Annotated in this window: 18 protein-coding genes and 1 tRNA gene; 5 read left to right on the forward strand and 14 right to left on the reverse strand. The window is 66.2% G+C overall.

All coding sequences use genetic code 11. From position 1 onward, the window contains the following. Together C451_RS10185 and C451_RS10190 are read right to left on the reverse strand one after the other, a co-directional pair. Nucleotides 1-378 carry a hypothetical protein gene (locus tag C451_RS10185; RefSeq protein ID WP_007740281.1) on the reverse strand — a complete coding sequence of 126 codons (378 nt, stop codon included), beginning with the start codon at nucleotides 376-378 and terminating at the stop codon, nucleotides 1-3. Between the two features lie 260 nt (nucleotides 379-638). Continuing rightward, nucleotides 639-1022 (reverse strand): hypothetical protein, encoded by a 384-nt coding sequence (locus tag C451_RS10190; protein ID WP_007740284.1) that lies wholly within the window; start codon nucleotides 1020-1022, stop codon nucleotides 639-641. A 155-nt stretch (nucleotides 1023-1177) separates the two neighbouring features. On the opposite strand from C451_RS10190, the gene C451_RS10195 reads away from it, so the two are divergent. Next, complete coding sequence (locus tag C451_RS10195; RefSeq protein WP_007740285.1) at nucleotides 1178-2356, forward strand: aspartate kinase; 1179 nt, start codon at nucleotides 1178-1180, stop codon at nucleotides 2354-2356. Here C451_RS10195 and C451_RS10200 read toward each other — a convergent pair. The 3 genes from C451_RS10200 to C451_RS10210 form a co-directional block, all read right to left on the reverse strand. Next, the gene (locus C451_RS10200) at nucleotides 2353-3012 is read right to left on the reverse strand and encodes a metallophosphoesterase family protein (protein WP_007740287.1); all 660 of its coding nucleotides are present in this window, start codon (nucleotides 3010-3012) and stop codon (nucleotides 2353-2355) included. The genes C451_RS10195 and C451_RS10200 overlap by 4 nt on opposite strands. Before the next feature lie 25 nt (nucleotides 3013-3037). Next, the gene (locus C451_RS10205) at nucleotides 3038-3610 is read right to left on the reverse strand and encodes an IMP cyclohydrolase (protein WP_007740288.1); all 573 of its coding nucleotides are present in this window, start codon (nucleotides 3608-3610) and stop codon (nucleotides 3038-3040) included. 63 nt (nucleotides 3611-3673) lie between these two features. Beyond that, a complete protein-coding gene (locus tag C451_RS10210) occupies nucleotides 3674-3880 on the reverse strand; it encodes a hypothetical protein (protein WP_007740289.1) in 207 nt (68 codons plus the stop codon). 136 nt (nucleotides 3881-4016) lie between these two features. Between C451_RS10210 and C451_RS10215 the strand changes: the two genes are divergently transcribed. Continuing rightward, nucleotides 4017-4089: transfer RNA gene (locus C451_RS10215), tRNA-Gln, on the forward strand. Between the two features lie 18 nt (nucleotides 4090-4107). Here C451_RS10215 and C451_RS24065 read toward each other — a convergent pair. The 6 genes from C451_RS24065 to alaS form a co-directional block, all read right to left on the reverse strand. Beyond that, nucleotides 4108-4242 (reverse strand): hypothetical protein, encoded by a 135-nt coding sequence (locus C451_RS24065; protein WP_007740291.1) that lies wholly within the window; start codon nucleotides 4240-4242, stop codon nucleotides 4108-4110. 55 nt (nucleotides 4243-4297) lie between these two features. Further along, nucleotides 4298-4567 carry a hypothetical protein gene (locus C451_RS10220; RefSeq protein WP_007740293.1) on the reverse strand — a complete coding sequence of 90 codons (270 nt, stop codon included), beginning with the start codon at nucleotides 4565-4567 and terminating at the stop codon, nucleotides 4298-4300. Beyond that, complete coding sequence (gene fdhF / locus C451_RS10225; protein ID WP_007740294.1) at nucleotides 4567-6915, reverse strand: formate dehydrogenase subunit alpha; 2349 nt, start codon at nucleotides 6913-6915, stop codon at nucleotides 4567-4569. The genes C451_RS10220 and fdhF overlap by 1 nt, the downstream gene beginning before the upstream one ends. Continuing rightward, on the reverse strand, nucleotides 6908-7858 hold the full coding sequence (locus tag C451_RS24410) for a 2Fe-2S iron-sulfur cluster-binding protein (protein ID WP_007740296.1): 951 nt from the start codon (nucleotides 7856-7858) through the stop codon (nucleotides 6908-6910). Before C451_RS24410 ends, fdhF begins: the two co-directional genes overlap by 8 nt. Nucleotide 7859: 1 nt before the next feature. After that, the gene (locus tag C451_RS10235) at nucleotides 7860-9371 is read right to left on the reverse strand and encodes an NADH-ubiquinone oxidoreductase-F iron-sulfur binding region domain-containing protein (RefSeq protein ID WP_007740297.1); all 1512 of its coding nucleotides are present in this window, start codon (nucleotides 9369-9371) and stop codon (nucleotides 7860-7862) included. Nucleotides 9372-9435: 64 nt separating this feature from the next. Beyond that, complete coding sequence (alaS, locus tag C451_RS10240) at nucleotides 9436-12216, reverse strand: alanine--tRNA ligase (RefSeq protein ID WP_007740298.1); 2781 nt, start codon at nucleotides 12214-12216, stop codon at nucleotides 9436-9438. A 147-nt stretch (nucleotides 12217-12363) separates the two neighbouring features. On the opposite strand from alaS, the gene C451_RS10245 reads away from it, so the two are divergent. Beyond that, nucleotides 12364-12867 carry a TspO/MBR family protein gene (locus C451_RS10245; RefSeq protein WP_007740300.1) on the forward strand — a complete coding sequence of 168 codons (504 nt, stop codon included), beginning with the start codon at nucleotides 12364-12366 and terminating at the stop codon, nucleotides 12865-12867. Nucleotides 12868-12871: 4 nt separating this feature from the next. Here the strand turns inward: C451_RS10245 and C451_RS10250 are convergent, their stop codons facing one another. Further along, nucleotides 12872-13852, reverse strand: coding sequence for a replication factor C small subunit (locus C451_RS10250; RefSeq protein ID WP_007740301.1), 981 nt, complete (start codon nucleotides 13850-13852; stop codon nucleotides 12872-12874). 99 nt (nucleotides 13853-13951) lie between these two features. On the opposite strand from C451_RS10250, the gene samp2 reads away from it, so the two are divergent. Both samp2 and C451_RS10260 read left to right on the forward strand, forming a co-directional pair. Next, a complete protein-coding gene (gene samp2, locus C451_RS10255; RefSeq protein ID WP_007740302.1) occupies nucleotides 13952-14143 on the forward strand; it encodes a ubiquitin-like small modifier protein SAMP2 in 192 nt (63 codons plus the stop codon). A gap of 4 nt (nucleotides 14144-14147) precedes the next feature. Beyond that, entirely contained in the window at nucleotides 14148-14516 is a 369-nt protein-coding gene (locus C451_RS10260; RefSeq protein WP_049913076.1) for a GNAT family N-acetyltransferase, read from the forward strand. A gap of 894 nt (nucleotides 14517-15410) precedes the next feature. On the opposite strand, the gene C451_RS10265 is transcribed toward C451_RS10260, so the two are convergent. Beyond that, on the reverse strand, nucleotides 15411-16610 hold the full coding sequence (locus C451_RS10265; protein ID WP_007740304.1) for an MFS transporter: 1200 nt from the start codon (nucleotides 16608-16610) through the stop codon (nucleotides 15411-15413). 197 nt (nucleotides 16611-16807) lie between these two features. Beyond that, entirely contained in the window at nucleotides 16808-17155 is a 348-nt protein-coding gene (locus tag C451_RS10270; protein WP_007740307.1) for a group I truncated hemoglobin, read from the reverse strand. Nucleotides 17156-17335: the final 180 nt, after the last annotated feature.

Genomic DNA, 17335 nt, shown 5'->3' on the forward strand with positions numbered 1-17335 from the left:
TCACTCCCCGTCCGATCGACTTTCGCCAGATCGACTTCCAACCGGTGTCGCGTTCGCCAGCCATGCCTCCCGATCGAACGGTTCCTCGTCGTCGACGGCGAGCGTTTCCAGCAGGTCGTGCAGCCCCTCAGCGGCCTGGAGCCGCTCCTGCTCGTCGGTGATGGCCCAGTACCGCTCGCGATGGCGCACGAGATCCCGACTCTTCAACCGCGTGAGCGCGCTGCCGACGGCGTTCGGTGCGGCATCGATGGCAGCCGCGATCTCGCCGCGCGTGAACGCCTTGTCGTCGTTTGCGGCGAGATAGGTGACGACCCGCTCGCCGATCGACGGTTCACCGAGACGGTCATCGTGCTCGAACGCAGCGATATCGATGGGCATGCCTGTCGTGCGTACGGTGCGGATCGATATAGCTGTGCTGGTCGTGCCACTATCGACTTCACTTCGTCTACTGCTTCCATTATCCCTTCGCCTTCCCTTTCTCGGGCGACACCACGCTCCATCCCTCGTCGAATATTGTTCCATCCGAAACGATCCGAGCGATCGCTCTTCTCCTAACGCGAACGAAAAATCCACCGGACGGGACCGTCCCGATCCACTCATCCTCATATCGTAGTGTGTGATACTCGTCTGCGCAACCCCTACGTTTCGAGTCGAAACTTCACCGTCGGTGCGCCGTCGAAGCGCGGTCCCGGGCCGACCTCCCGGAAGCCGGCGTCGGTCGCGGCGCGTCTGAGTTCTTCCCGCGACGCCTCGACGAGCAGTTCGGCGGCCATCCCCTCGCTCCGCGCGAACCGTGCCGGCTCGTCGAGCAGTCGCTCGACGGCTTCCGGTCGGCCGTCGAACTGGGTGACGTGGACCGCGTCGCGGCGGGCATCGAAACTCACGAACCCGACGAGATCGTCGTCCTCGGCCGCGACGCGCACGGTCCTGTCGTGGACCAGGTTCCGCATCGTCTCCGCCGGCGCGTCGCCGAGCGCGGCCAGCCGTCCGGCGTCGGCTTCGACGGCATCGCGCACCTCCATGCCTCGCCGTCGGGATGCAGGCAGTTAAAGCTTCGACCGGTCGATTGCGCCCGACACGTCACCGATGGAATGGATGAAAGCAGTTATCCCCGGGCGATACCAGCGCTACCCATGCACGACACTCTCACGCGGCGGTATCGACGACGGAGGCAGGGATGCGCGTCGTAGCGAAGTTCGGCGGGACGAGTCTCGGCAGCGGCGATCGGGTGAACCGCGCCGCCGACTCGATCGCCGCCGCCGTCGAGGCCGGCCACGAGATCGCCGTCGTCGTCAGCGCGATGGGTTCGACGACCGACAGCCTCCTCGACGGGATCCAGTTCGACGTCGCCGAGAGCGACAAGGCCGAGATCGTCAGCATGGGCGAGCGCACCTCCGCCCGGATGGTCAAGGCCGCCCTCTCGGCGCGCGGCGTCGACGCCGCGTTCGTCGAGCCCGGTGGCGAGCACTGGCCGGTCATCACCGACTCACACGGCGAGGTCGACGTCGAGGAGACCACCCGCCGCGCGCAGGCGCTCGCCGATCGCATGGGCGAGGTCGTCCCCGTCCTGACGGGCTTTCTCGCCGAGGATCACGCCGGCTCGGTCACCACTCTCGGCCGCGGTGGCAGCGACACGACCGCCGTCATGCTCGGCAACTACATGGATGCCGAGGAGGTCGTCATCGTCACCGACGTCGAGGGCGTGATGACCGGCGATCCCCGGGTCGTCGAGGGGGCCAGAAACGTCGGCGAGATCAGCGTCGACGAGCTCCGCAACCTCTCCTTCCGGGGAGCGGAGGTCATCGCGCCGAGCGCGCTCAACTACAAGGAGCCGGAGCTCGGAGTTCGGGTCGTCCACTATCAGCACGGCGACCTGCTCCAGGGCGGGACCAGCATCGAGGGTACCTTCGAGACGCTCATCGATCTCCAGGAGACGCCGCTGTCCTGTCTCACGGTCGCCGGGCGGGCGATCAGAAATCGGCCGGGCATTCTCGCGACGCTCTCGGGCGCGCTCGGTGACGTCGGGATCAACATCGACGCGGCGGCGAGCGGTCTCGACTCGATCACGTTCTACCTCTACACCGAGGACGCGACGGAGGCCGAGACGGTGCTCCACGAGCGCGTCATCGACGAGGACGCCCTGTCGAGCGTGACCGTCGACGGGGAGTTCGCCGCGCTCCGTGTCTCGGGCGGCGAGCTCCCGACCCAGTCGGGCGTCGTCCAGGGGATGATCGAGACGCTCAGCGACGAGCACGTCACCGCCCACGACGTCATCACGAGCGCGACCTCGGTGGCGGTGCTCGTCGACTGGGACGATCGCGAGCGCGCGCTGTCGATCGTTCAGGACACCTTCTAACGACCCTTTCGTAGCCGACTTCCGATCTGTTCCGGCAATCCTGCCTCGCTCACCGCGCGCTCGACGCGCTCGATGTCGTACTCGACGCGGTGCTCATTGACGTTCATCGCATCGAGATCCAGCGTCGCGTAGGCCGCTCGTGGGTCGCCGTCGCGGGGCTGGCCGACGCCGCCCGGGTTCAGGACGATCCCGTCGTCGTAGCTCTCGTGATGCTGGACGTGCGTGTGGCCGAGCACGAGCACGTCCTCGTCGTCGAGCATGTCGGCGGCGAACATGTCGGGGTAGGTGTAGCGGTCCGGATCGTCGGGATGGCCGTGGACGATCTTCATCCGACCGTCGAACTCGGTGCGCTCGTCGGGGAGCCCGGCGAGCCACGCCAGCTGCTCGTCGTCGAGCTGCTCGCGGGCGTACGCGACGCCGGCGCCGGCCATGCTGTTGAACGAAAAATCCGTCCCGGTCGCCACCGCGCGGTCGTGGTTGCCCATCACGGTCGGCACCTCGCGCTCCCGGAGCGCGTCGACGCACGCGCCAGGCCACGGGTTGTAGCCGACCACGTCGCCGGCACAGACCAGCGTGTCGACGGGCGGCATGTCGTCGAGAACGGCGTCGAGCGCGACTCGATTCCCGTGAATATCCGCGATGACACCGACGATCATGCCCCGGTTACGACCTCGCCCTCCTTCAATCGCCGTTCTCGATGGCCGTCTCGAACCCGTTGCCCGCCCGCGCGACGCCGGCCGCACAGACCGCGTGCTCGAAGTCGGCGTCGTAGACCGCGTTCGCAGCCCCAGCGGCGCTCTCGATTGTGATCTCCGTCGGTTCCGGACTGTCCTTCTCGTAGGTCGCCACCAGCGTCGGCTCCGTCACCTCCTCGACGACGAGCCCGTCGCGCCGGACCGTCCCGACGAAACTCTCCGGGCCGACGACGCCGGCGATGCGCGGCGTGTCGTAGTCGTCCTTCTCGAAATCGAGTGCCAGGAGGGAGAGCGCGAGCGCGTCGCGGGCGGGATAGCCCAGCGCGAGTTTCTCGGCGATCGGATCGGTGTGCGAGCCGTTGCCGACGACGACCCGATCGTCGACCGGTCGCACGCAGTTGTAGGAGACGTAGGGGTTGTCCGTCTCGTCGGCCGCGTCGGTCGGCACCACGGTGAGGCGGTCGTCGCGCTCGATGATCTGCCGATTCGGGAACGATCGCGAGGAGACGCGGTAGGCAGCGGTGTCGGGACCGACGACGAGGAACCGTCCGATGTACATGCCCGCACTGGCTCGTGGAACCGAAAATAGCCGTCGAAATCGCCGATCGGTTCCGATCTTTCGTCACTGTTTGCGCCACGCGAGCGCGACGATGAGAGCCGTTGCTCCCACTAACCCGAGATTCAACAGCACTATCGGATGAGTCGCGTTCGCTGCGACGAACGAGGTGATGGCCGGAACGGCATCCGAGACGAGCGAGAACGAACCCATGACCAGAACGAATCCGAGATACGCCACTACGACCCCGCCGACGAATCGAAGCGTGTCCATACGCGACCATCGGCGGTGGTTCGCTTGTTCTTTCGGGCGAGACGGCTGGAATCATGACGAATAACCACCGATCTCGATGTTCGGGACGGAACCGTTCCAACAGGGATAAGTAGAGACGGCTGTTACTGACGCCTACAGTCCCATGGGGTAGTGGCCAATCCTGAAGCCTTCTGGGGGCTTCGACCCAGGTTCGAATCCTGGTGGGACTACTCCTTTCCGATCCGCTGTCAGTGTTTGACCGCCAGTTCCCCGCCACACTTCGGACAGCTCTCGGTTTCCTCGACGCTCTCGTAGCCACAGTCAAGGCAGATGAACAGCTCGTCGCTCCCGTCGGGCGTCGGTTGGTCCTCGTGGCGTGTCATACCTTCTCTTGGAGCGGAACGCGGATAAGAGCGCTGGCCGGGGCGAAACCGACGGCTACTCCGGCGGGACGTTGCCGGTGAGCACGTTCCGGATCGCGTGCAGGCCGGTCGCCGCGAGCACCACGACGAGGTTGAGCAGTGCGTGCGGGACGACCGTCTTCGTCCGGCTCAGCTGACTCCCACACGTTGGACACGTCGTTTTGCCAGTGTCGAAGCGTTCCCCACAGACCGTACACTCCCGGACGTCGTGTTCGCGATCGCTCTCGACACCGATTTCGCCGTCGCCGAGCCCCGCCACCTGCTTGATGCGTCGTGTGAGCGTCATCAGTCGTCGGACTCCGCGAGCGTTCGATCGCCGCTCTCACGGGTCGTGCGCGCCGGGTCGCTCTCCTCGCCCGGTCGGAGTCGGACGCTCGTCACCTTGTACTCGGGCGTCTTCGCTGCCGTGTCGAGGTCGTTTTCGTCGGTAAGCGTGTTCACGGCCGACTCGGCGAAGTGCATCGGGACGAACACGGTGTCCGTTCCCGGTCGCTCGGTGACCTGCGCCGTGACGCGGATCGTCCCGTGGCGCGATTCGACGCGGACGTCGTCACCGTTCTCGATGCCGGCGTTGGCGGCCGTCTCCGGGTTGATCTCGACGAAATCCTCGCCGACGTAGGACATGATCCCCTCCTCGCGGTGGGTCATCGTCCCCGTGTGGTACTGGTAGAGCACCCGCCCCGTGGTCATCGTCAGCGGGAACTCGTCGTCGGTGAGTTCGGCCGGCTCGTTCGGCCCCGTCGTGATGAGCGACGCTTTGCCGTCTTCGGTGTTGAACTCATCCTCGTAGAGACGCGTGGTGCCCGGATGGTCGTCGTTCCAGCAGGGCCACTGGAGCTCCGCGCCGTTTTCGAGCCGTTCGTGGCTGATCCCGCCGTAGATCGGGGTCAGCTCGGCGATCTCGTCCATGATCTCGGAGGGCGAGTCGAAGTCCCAGTCGTGGCCGAATCGCCCGGCGAGCGCCTGCAGGATCTCCCAGTCTCCACGCGTGTTGCCCTTCGGCTCGATCGCCCGCTTCACCAGCTGGACGTGCCGGCTCGAACTCGTGAACGTCCCGTTCGATTCGACGGCGGTCGTCGCCGGCAGGACGACGTCAGCGTGTTCGGCGGTCTCGGTGAGGAAGATGTCCTGCACCACGAGGAAGTCGAGATCGTCCAGGACCTCCTGGGCGTGATCGACGCCGGGTTCCGAGAGCGAGGCGTTCTCGCCCATGATGTACATCCCGCGGAGATCGCCCCGGTCGGCCGCGAGGAACTGCTCGGTCGTCCGCCAGCCCTCCTCGCTCGGGATCTCGGTGTCGTACGCTTCCTCGAACTTCTCGCGGATCTCGTCGTCGGTGACGGGCTGGTAGCCCGGGAAGTTGTTCGGCAGCGGGCCCATATCCCCGCCGCCGCCCTGGACGTTGTTCTGCCCGCGGAACGGCGACAGCCCCGCGCCGGGCTTGCCGATGTTGCCCGTGACGAGCGCGAGGTTCGACATCGAGATGACGTTCTCCGTCCCGTTGGTGTGCTCGGTCAGCCCGAGCGTCCAGCAGAAACAACACGAGTCGGCGTCGGCGATGGTCTCGGCGGCCGACGCCAGCTCCTCCGGTGGCACTCCCGATACCCGCTCGACATACTCGGGGGTGAACTGATCGAGATGTTCCTTCAGATCGTCGAAGCCGTCGGTGCGCTCCTCGATGAACGCCTCGTCGTGGAGGTCGTTTTCGATGATATACCGAGTGAGCCCGTTGATCCAGGCCGTGTCGTAGCCCGGTTCCGTTCTGGTATACTGGTCGGCGTACTCGGCGATCTGGACCTTTCGGGGGTCGAACACCACCATCTCGGCCCCGTCGGCGACGTTCTGTTTGATCCGTGTCGCCAGCACAGGGTGGGCCTCGGTCGTGTTCGAGCCCGAGAGCAGGTAGCAGTCGGCGCTCTCGAGATCGTCCATTCCCACCGAGGCCGCGCCGTAGCCGACGGTCTGTTTGAGCGCCGCGACCGTCGGCGCGTGACAGAGCCGATTGCAGTTGTCGACGTTGTTCGTCCCGATCACCTGACGGGCGAACCGCTGCATCGCGTAGTTGTCTTCGTTGGTCGCCTTCGACGAGGAGATCAGCCCGAGCGCATCGGGACCGTCTTCCTCGATGATGTCGCCGAGCCCGTCGACCACCCGCGAGAGCGCCTCGTCCCACGACGCTTCCCGAAACTCGCCGTCCTCCTTGACGAGCGGTTCGGTGAGGCGGTCGTCGCTGTTCACATAATTATAACTGAACTTCCCCTTCACGCAGGTCGAGATGCCGTTGATCGGCGCTTTCTCGGGATCGGTCGGTCGTGCGCCGAGCACCTCCCCGTCCTTCGTGTGGAGATCGAACCGACAGCCCACGGCACAGTAGCCACAGGTCGTGTCGGTCACGTCGACATCTTGTAGGCGATAGTCCGAGAGTGCGTCGGCCACGTCGAACAGTCGCCCCTCGGTCATCGTGTTCAGCGCGACCGACTCGGTCGCGTGCTCGAACGCCTTGAACGGGGCCGTCTTCGTCACGTCACTCTCGCTCGCCGCGCTGGCCTGGTCGCGTGCGCGCTGCATGAAGCCCGCGACACCTTTCTTTTCGTTTTCCTCACCGTCGTTCCCGCCGCTCTCGTGTTCAGTCATCGTCGGCCTCCCCGAGCGCGTCGTCCTCGTAAGTCTGGTTCCCCTTCATCGGCGTCGCCGGGTTCGGCTGCCCGTCGTAGTCCTCGCCGATGGTCTTCCCGATGGAGTTCTCCTGGGTGAATCCCGGCAGCGGGATCGTCGCCGCGTCGGTGTAATCCTGCTCGACCAAGGATCCAGTGGGACAGACCGTCGCACAGTGGCCACAGGAGACACACGTCGAGTCCATCATCTCGTCGGCACCGTTCTGAAAGCCGATGCGCGTGTCCGGGCCGCTCCCCTCGATGCGCAGCACGCCCTCGACCTGGACGTCGTTGCAGGCCTCGACGCAGCGATTACAGAGGATGCACTTGTTGCGGTCGATCTGGATGAACGGCGAGGACTCGTCGATCGGCTCGTACTCGTCGCGGTTGTCGAACACGCCGTACCGGGGTACCTCGACGTCCGCCTCGATGGCGGCGTCCTGGAGCTCACATCTCCCGTTCTTCCCGCAGGTCGTACACCGGAGGTTGTGGTCCGACAGCACGAGGTCGAGATTCACCGATCGCGCCTCCTCGGCTTCCGTACTGTTCGTCCGCACCGTCATGCCGTCCTCGGCAGGGTGGCTACAGGAGGGCACCAGCCCGTGCTCGTCGGTCTCGACCATGCAGGTCCGACACTCGCTGCGCGGGCCGATTCGGTCGGTGTCCTCGCGGTCGTAGTAGCACAGCGCCGACAGGTCTTCGTCGGCTCCCACCTCTTCGAGTGCGTCGATGATCGTCGCCTCCTCGCCGACGTTCACCTCCTCGCCGTCGACGGTGAGGCTGCTCGTTTCGCGCGCACCCACGTCGGGATCGGTCGCGGTGCCCGTGTTGAAGTGCTCGGTCAGCGGCGGATGTGGCCGCGGATCGTCGATCGACGGCACGCTCGGGAGCGATTCGGATCGTCCTGTGTGATCGGTGCTCATATCAGTTGGTCTCCGTGCAGACGCCGCTCGGACAGCGCCCCTCGGCGTGGGCGGCGATCTCGCGCTCGAACGTGTCGATCGCCGTCGTCACCGGCCGCGGGGCGGCCTGTCCGAACTCGCAGGTGCTCGATTCCGCGACGACACGACTCAGCTCGCGTAGCTCGCTCGGCTGGAACTGCCCCTCGTAGACGTCGCGCAGCAGGTCCACGAGCTGTTTCGACCCCTCGCGACAGGGGACACACCGCCCGCAGTTTTTCTCGCGGGCGAACTTCGCGCGCGAGCCGGCGAACTCGAGCGCGCACGTCGCGCCGTCGAACAGTTCGATCCCCCCTTCGGTGCCGAGGCGCGCGCCGGTCAATGCAGGTGCGCTCGCGGGTACGTCGAGCGAGCGCGTGATCCCGCCGAACCGACCGCCGACGCAGGCCATCTTGTATTCACTACTGGCGACCGCCTCCGCGAGCGCGGTGTCGGTGGCCAGTTCGACGGTCGTCGGCCCGGCCACACCGTCACCCGTTACGGTGAGCAGTCGGCTGCCGGGATCGGCGGCACTCGTCTCGAACTCGTCCGGAGCGGCCGCGAACGCCCTGATCTGTGCAAGCGTTCGCGGCGTGTGGACGACCGTCGGCCGGCCGTAGAGCCCGACCTCGCTCGGTCCCGGCGGGCGGAGGCGTGCTTCGAGGCGGTCGGCCCCCTCCATCGCTTCGAGCGCCATCGTCATCTCGCCGGCGATATACCGATCCGGCCCGGCGACGACGTCGATCCCCGTCCCGTCCGCATCGACGCTCTCGACGGCCTCGCGGACCCGCTGTGCCGCGAGTTCGTCGTCCTCGTTCAGATAGACGACGACGTCGGTCGCCTCGACGGCCGCCGCGACCGCCAGCGCGCCGTCGAGCACTTCCGCCGGACGACTTTCGAGCAGCAGTCGATCGCCGTCCACGGCGGGATCGCTCTCGTTGCCGTTGACGACGACCACCGTCTCGCCATCGCTCTCGCGGGCGGTCGCCCAGCCCTCCGCGATCGATTCGTCTGTGTGGCCGTCGCCGCGCCCGCGCCCGAGTAGGCCTGCGCCGGCCACAGCCTCGCGGAGATCGTCCGGCTCGTCGCGCGTCCGTTCGGCGAGCGACTCGTCGAGCGCTGCCGGTGCGGCCCAGCCACAGCGTGCGAGGGCGCGTCGTTGGCCGATCGCGAGCGGTCCCGTCTCGGCCATCGACACTCCCTCGTCGCTCTCGACGACCGCGTGTGCGTCGTCGGTCGCCAGCTCCCCGTCGTCGAGCGTTTCGACCAGTTCTCGCGCACGGTCGGGCGAGACGTTCGCGTGGACGGTGGTTCGGTCGTCGGCGGTGGCCAGCACCACCGGGGCGAGCGCTGCCGCACCGGTCGGGCCGGTCTCGACGACGCGAACGTCGGTCGCCGCCTCGCGCGCCGCTTCGAGCACGGCGGCCGCACGGTCGTACTCGGCGGAACCGACGGCGACGCGGATCGCCGGTGTCGTTGCTGCTTCGGTACCTACCATCGGACGAACTTTCGCCGTGAGAACCAAAAGGGTTGTTCACAGCTACCGAACACGAGCCCCTCGATCAGGCGTTCAGCACCTGCCGCAGCACGTCGGGCGCGTCGTCGAGTGCCTCGTCGAGCGCCTCGGTCTGTGGACCGCCACCCTGCGCGAAATCCGCCGGGCCGCCGCCACCGCCACCGACGCGCCCGGCGAGTTCGCCGACGACCTCGCCGGCGTCGATCGCCACTCCGTCGGGCACGGCGACGACGAACTGCGCGCCGTCGGCTCCGCTGGCGACGACCGCGACCTGCCCACCCTCTGCGAGCGCGTTCGCCGTCGCGCGGAGTTCCTCGATGTCGCTGTCGATGCGCTGGACGACGGCACTCGCCTCGCCGACGGTGACCTCCTCGCCCTCGACGCCGCCGCTGGCGCGCGCCTCGGCGAGTTCGGACTCTAGTTCCTCGATGCGCTTGCCGCGCTCCTTCCACTCGGTGAAGAAGCGCGCGGCGGTCTCTGGCACCTCTTCGGGCGTGACGTCGAGGGTTGCGGCCGCTTCGGCGAGCGCGTCCTCGGTGTCCTCTGTCGCCTCGATGGCCGCCGGACCGGCCGCGAACGAGAGCCGCTCGACGCCGTCCTGCACGCGCTCGGTGTTGAGGATCTTGATCGCGCCGATGTCGCCCGTCCGGGCGACATGCGTGCCCCCGCAGGCCTGGACGTCGTCGGCGACGTGGATCAGTCGGATGCGCTCGCCCGGCGGGATCCCACCCTGATAGAGGTCGAACCCGTACTCCTCCTCGGCGTCGTGTCGGTCCGGCCACTCCGATCCCACCGAGACGTTGTCGGTGACGATCCCGTTGGCGATCCGTTCGATCTCGCGGACCTGCTCGCGGTCGATGCGGTCGTAGTGGCGCACGTCGATCCGCGAGCGATCCGTTCCCTTCTGCGCGCCGGCCTGTCTGATGTGCTCGCCGAGCACCTGCCGCGCGGCGTGGATCACGATGTGGGTCGCGGTGTGGTTGCGCATCAGCTGGCGTCGTCGCCCGGCGTCGATCTGCCCACGGACGAACTCGCCCGTTCCGGGGTCCCCGTCGGTGTGATGAACGACGACGTCGCCCTCGCGGTGGACGTCCTCGACGTCGACGGTCGTGTCCTCGGTGCTCAGCGTGCCCGTGTCGGCCGGCTGGCCGCCACCCTCGGGGTAGAACAGGGTTCGGTCGAGCACCACGTCGTAGCCCTCATCGCGCTCGAACGTGTCGAGCACCATCGCCTCGAACGCCATGCGCGTCTGGTCGTCGTAGTAGAGCAACTCGGTCTCGGGCAGATCGGCGACGCGCTCGTCGGTCCCCTCTCCCGCGTCCTCGACGACGTCCCCCTCGCCGTGACGGCCGGCCACGAGGCTGTAGAAGTCGTCGGGCACCGAGACGTCGGTCCCCTTCTCGTGGGCGATGTCGGCGACCATGTCGGGCTGGATCCCGTGGGAGTCGTACAGCTCGATGAGTTCTTCAGTGGGGATGTCCTCGTCGCGCTCGGCGTACTCTTCGGCGAGCTGGCGCACACGTCGCCCGCCGCGTTCGAGCGTCTCGCGGTACTTCTCGAGCTCCGTCCGTACCATATCGCGGATCGTGTCGCGGTTCTCGTAGTCGAGGCGCTCGGCCTGCATGTCGACCAGTTCGTCGAGCGGCGCGTCCACACCCACCGTATCACAGAGCCGTTTCGTCCGCCGGAGCACCATCCGGGCGAGATACCCGGTCCCGACGTTCGAGGGGACGATCTCGTCGCCGAGCATGTAGGCCAGGGTGCGGCAGTGATCGGCGATGGCGTAGATCGCCTCCAACGGCTCGAGCAGCTCGCGGAGCTCGGTGACGTCGACGCCGAGCTGCTCGGCGATCGTCCCGCGGGCGCGTTCGGCGTCCTCGGCTTCGTCGATGTCCATGTGACCGGCCAGGGTCGCTGCACGCGTGACGAGTTCCTCCTGTTCGTCGGTGTGGTCGATGCCGGCGTTCCCTTTCAAAAAGGAGATCATCTCGGGGTAGATCGCCTCGTAGACGGTGGGCGTTCCCTGCGAGACCCACGTCCAGCGCTCGAGCCCGTAGCCCGTATCGACGATGTACGTGTCCATCTTCGAGTACGTGTTGCCGTCCTTCAGCTCGTACTCGCCGTCGGGGTCCTGCTCCATCGACATGAAGACGAGCGTCGCGAGTTCGACGCCGCGGTAGATGACCTCGATCGCCGGGCCGGCGTTGCCGCCGCCGACCCACGGATCCTCGATGTAGGTGATCTCTTCGGGGTTCGCACCCATCGCCTCGAAGAATTCGTCGCAGTATTCCACAGTCTGATCCTTCCAGTAGACCTCGCCCTCGTAGGCGTACTGATCGGGATCGTCGAGCTCCTCGCGCGCGTTGAAGGCGTGATGGGCCATCATCTCGAAGGCCATCGTGTGTCGGCCGGTCTTGCCCACGTTGTCGATGTCCTGCATTCGGATGCAGGGCTGGGAGATCGTCAGCGGGTTCGCCGGCGGCGGCGTCGCGCCGCTCGTCACTAGCGGCTGGAAGTCGTAGACCGATGCCTGGGTCAACAGGACGTCGTCGCGCCAGCGGTTCGCCGCGACGGGGTAGGGCTCGATGCGCTCGTGATCGTGCTCTTCGAAAAAGGAGAGAAACGCCTCGCGCATCTCCTCCAGACTCCGCTCCTCGTCGAGGCTCGGATTGCCGATGAACTCGTACTCCGCACAGGGTGGTTCGCCGCAGTTCTCGCGGTCCGTATCGCGCGTCCAGAAGAAATCGCCGCAGTCGGGGCACTCCTTCCGGACGAACCCCTCCTCCTCGAAATACTGCAGTCGGTACTCCGCTTCGAGCGTACTCATGACATCCGCTCAAACCGCCGTTCGCCTAAAACAGTTGCGTCCCGCTCGGAACCGACGATTCACGGTTCAGTCGGGCGGTTTCGGTGCCTCGATCCGGGCCGTCTCGATCGGCGGTAGTGCTAAGCCGGCGGCCGCTCTACGAGGGGTATGTCGGCAGTCAACTGGCGGTCGCTTCCCGACCGACGGCCGTTCGTCACGCTCTCGTCGGTCGTCGTGGCCTGCGTCCTCCTCGGCGCGGCCGGCGGACTGATCACGGCCCCGCAGATCGAGACGTGGTACACGACGCTCGACAAGCCGGGGTTCACCCCGCCGAACTGGGTCTTCGGCCCGGTCTGGACGGTGCTCTATGCATTTCAGGGGCTGGCCGCGTGGCTCGTCTGGCGCGCGGGTCTCGACGATCGCCGGGTGCGGGTCGCGCTCGGGCTGTTCGTCGTCCAGTTCGTCCTCAACGTCGCGTGGTCGCCGGCGTTCTTCGGGCTCGAATCCCCTGTTTTAGGACTCGTCGTCATCGTCCCGCTCTGGCTCGCCATCGTCGCCACGATCGGTGCCGCGGCGTACGTCGAACGCCGAGCCGCTGCGCTGTTGGTGCCGTATCTCGCCTGGGTCTCCTTTGCGACGGCGCTCAACTACGCCATCTGGACGCTGAACTAACGATTTACTCGCCTGCGTCGCCGAGCGCGAGCGACGCCAACAGTGCCTCCAGCTGAAGGCGTTCGTTCGCCCCCTGCGTGATGCGGTAGTCCGTTTCCCCGACTCGTTCGAGCAGTCGCACGGTCGCCTGGTCGTCGAGCTCGAACGACCACGCCGAGCGGTGGAGCTGGTCGATGACGTCGCCGCCGCCGAGCCCCCAGTCGGTGAGCAGGTCGTCGAGTTTCGCACGCGCCGCGGTGAAATCGCCGCCGATCGCGTGCTGGACCATCGTCTCGATCTGCTCGGGGCGTGCGGCGGCCGTGATGGCGTAGACCGCCTCCTCGTCGACCGTTTCTCCTGTGGTGGCGGCGGCCTGCAGCCCGTTGATCGCCTTGCGCATGTCGCCGTCGGCGGCGTAGACGAGGGCATCCACCCCGTCGTCGGTGATCTCGATGCCTTCCTCGCCGGCGATCCGCTCGACGTACTCCGCGACGGCCGTCTCGGGCAGCGGCCCGAACCGGAAGACCGCACAGCGCGACTGGATGGGGTCGATGATCTGGTTCGAGTAGTTACACGAGAGGATGAACCGAGTGTTGTTCGCGAACTGCTCCATCGTCCGGCGGAGCGCGGACTGGGCGTCGCTCGTCAGCGCGTCGGCCTCATCGAGGAAGATGACTCGGTAGTCGTAGCCGCCGAAGCTCGTGCGCGCGAAGTTCTTGATTCGATCGCGCACGACGTCAATCCCGCGCTCGTCGCTCGCGTTGAGCTCCAGGAAGTTCTCGCGCCAGTCGTCGCCGTAGATCTCGCGCGCGATGGCCATCGCCGAGGTCGTCTTCCCGACGCCGGCGGGGCCCGAAAAGAGCAGGTGTGGCAGGTCGTCCTGGGCAACGTAGCTCCGCAACCGTTCGGTGATGTCGTCTTGGCCGGCGACCTCGGCGAGCGCCGACGGGCGGTATTTCTCGATCCAGATCTCGCCCCGACCCCCCGATCCGCTGGTCTCGCTCATGGCGATGCGAAGGGTGGCCGACTCTTAAGACACCCGAGACCGGGACGCGAACCCGGAGCCGTCCGACAGCATCAAACCCGATCGTCGACTCGAACGATCATGGTCACGGTCGATATCGTCGGCGGCGACACCCACGAACTCGCCGTCGAAGGGACTTACGGCGACCTGCTCGACGAAGTGGGGCTGAGCCGCCACGAGGCGACGGTGCTCCGGGACGGCCAGCCGGTCCCGGCCGATGCGGAGATCGACGCCGAGTCGGTGCGCGTGCTTAGACTCATCAAGGGCGGCTGAAACGGTGGAAATCCGTCTCGCACACCCGGCGAAGTGCCCGGCAGTGATGAACGTCCTGGATGGAGCGTCGCTTGCGGTCGACGCCGCCACCGTCCGCGAGCGTATCCGGGCAAACACGGTGTGGATCGCCGTCGCGGACGATCGGCTTCTCGGTGCGTGCGTTCTCGACGACCGGGAGATCGACGCCATCGCCGTCCGTCGGCGGCGACGCGGCCAGGGTATCGGGACGCGACTGGTCGAGCGCGCCGCTGCAGCGACCGCTGGCGATCTCCGGGCCGAGTTCCACCGCCGCGTTCGTCCGTTCTACGATTCACTCGGATTCGCGATCGAGCCGACCGACGAGCCGGATCGGTTCCGTGGTCGGTACGAATAGCGCGTTGACTGCTGACGATCCGCCAGTGGCGATTGCTGCGCGACTCGATATACTGCTGTCTCTTATACACATCNCATCGGGGATCGAGGCCGTCCGTCCGACTCGGATAGTACGCTTCGTTCGTCCGATCAACCTGATAGGGCGATCTGTCGGTGTTTGAACGCGCGTTCCCGCTCTTTGCGCCCACGATGCATGCGCGATCGATATGGCGACGCCTACCCTCCCGATCGACCAGGATCGAGACGACTGCAAACGACACGAAGTTCCACCGTGCAGCCCTCACGGATCGTCCAGCGGAGACCGCTCTCGGCCCGTGCTCATCGTGGTTTCCGGCTGATCACTGCTGGTGTCGTCGACGAAAGGGCTGTTTCGTCCTGGGGCGAACGGCACCCGACGGCAGCCGCGTGCAAACTGAGATACTCACTTCTGACGAGCGGTCGCCGAACCTCCCTCCCCCTCCCCTCCCCTCCCCTCTGACTCCCATTGCTCATCTCGTCGGCAACGTCCGTGATTGCAGCGCCCCGAGTCCCGATTGTTATAGCGATAACTGGTATATACCAGCCTCGGCAGCCCCTGACGGCCGTCCAATCAGTTGCATTCGTTCGTTTCGTCGCCTGAACCGGAGTCGTGCACACGATCATCACGAAGCACACACTCCGTTTGATCACTGTCCTGAGCGATCGTTGCTGGCTGCCAGAATCTATGAAACAGAAGAGCCCATCAGAATCGTCTGGCATTCGCGGGTGGGATGGCAGGGTTCCGTGTAATCGCCACCTCTGGCGATCTCCCGTCAAGCGTGACTGTTGCTTCGAAATCAACCGTGCCGTGTCGTCTGTCGATTACTGACTCCGAGCTCTACGTTTTACCGCTGTGTCGTGCTCGTCGTGACGACTCTCAGCGGGCAACCACGGCGATACCGCCCCCGAGGATCGCCAGACAGCCGATGCCGGCGAACACGACCGGGAAGCCGATCGTATTCGGCCCGAGCGATAGGGAGGCGGCCGCGGTGAACGCGACCGGACCGATCGTCTGGCCGAGTCGGAGCATGCTCGTTCTGACGCTCATCAGTCCGGCGCGCAGTTCCTCGGGAACGAGGCCGACGATCGTGCTGTCGAGCGACGGCGTGATGAGGCCGACGCCGGTGCCGAACGCCAGCAGACAGACCACGACGAGCGCGAGCGACGGCTGTGTCGCGAGCCCGAGCAGCGATCCGCCGTAGAGGAGGAAGCCAACGGCGATCAGGACGACCGGGCCGACACGCGTCGAAATGCGCCCGTACTGGGTGTTGCAGGCGGCGCTGGCGACCGAGAGCGTGGCGAGGACGATCCCGATGCGGCTGCTCGACAATCCGTAGCTGTCGCCGAGCACCAGTGGGATCGCCGTCAGCATGCCGTAGAACATGAAGAAGTGAACGAGCACGGTCAGGTTGGCCGCGACGGCGCGCGGGTACGCCAGCACACCCCGCATCCGACTGAAGTACTCCCGTACCGACTGCTGCTCGCCGATCGTCGGCTCGTCGAGCACCGACAGCGCGTAGAGACCCACGAGGATCGCCACGCCGAAGAACAGGAAGGGCACTTGCCAGCGCACCGCCGCGAGCGTGCCGCCGACGAACGGGAAGATCGCCCCGCTGCTCCCGATCGCCCCGCCGTTGATCCCGATGACGGCGCTGCGGCGCGGATCGTCGTAGTAGTCACCGATCAGCGTGATCGCGAGCATGATCAGCGCGCTGCCACCGACTCCCTGGAGCACTCGCAACAGCAGTACTTGCCGGAACGTCGAGGCGAAGGCAACCCCTGCACCCGCAATGCCGAACAGCACCAGGAGCGGAACGAGCGTCCAGCGACGCCCGATCCGGTCGGCCAGCAGGCCGATGAACGGGGTGAGCACGACCCCGGGGATGGTGAACGCCGGCACGATCAGGCCGATGGCGGCATCGCCGACGCCGAACACACCCTTCAGCTGGGGAAGCACGGGCGTGAGCAACGAGACGCCCATGATCCCGACCATCGAACTCGCGAGAACGACGTGGAGGTTCGACGCCTGCCACGGAACGGTGCCCGATCGAAGGCTCCCGGATTCGTTGGCACTCATCGTCCCTCGGCTACGACCCGTTCACCGTCCGACATCGGCCGGAAGATGACGGTCGACGATAGTTAGACGACTATCCATTCTACGGGCCGTTCTCCGGATGGCGGTTTGATTGTTTGGGTTTTCACGTATTTTTGCGTTCAGATGAGTACGATCACGCCCCGATTGGCTATGCCGAAAGCGGAGGAGTCGACAGACTGCTACTGGCCGACGATATCGTCTTCGAGCGCCGCGACCTCGTCGATGATGCTCTCGACGTGGGGCTCGGCGACGCCGTTCGCCCGCATCGCGTCGGCGAGATGGCCGGCGACGTGTGAGAACGCCGTCTCCGTGATCCCCATCCCCTCGTGGGCGCTCTGCATGTCGTCGCCGCTGTAATCGACCGGACCGCCGGCGACGGCGCTCACGAACTGGACCTGATGTGCGAAGAGTGCCTCCATGTCGTAGCCCTCGAAGTAGGGTTCGAGAAGCGGGTCGTCGAGGACGCGCTCGTAGAAGTTCGCCACGACCGCTTCGACGGCCTCGCTACCACCGATCTCCTGATACATCGAACTCCGTGCTGGCATCATCGGGACGAAGTGGGGGGAGACGGGAATAGTTTCACCCGAACTCGTTCGGAACGAATGACTATCTCACCCATGGTTTACAATACCACCCATCACTATTCCGATCGCACTGATCTTCATTATATCTGATATGGTAGTTCGACGGCTACTGGCTCGATACCG

The organism is Halococcus thailandensis JCM 13552 (assembly GCF_000336715.1).
Classification (GTDB): Archaea; Halobacteriota; Halobacteria; order Halobacteriales; family Halococcaceae; genus Halococcus; species Halococcus thailandensis.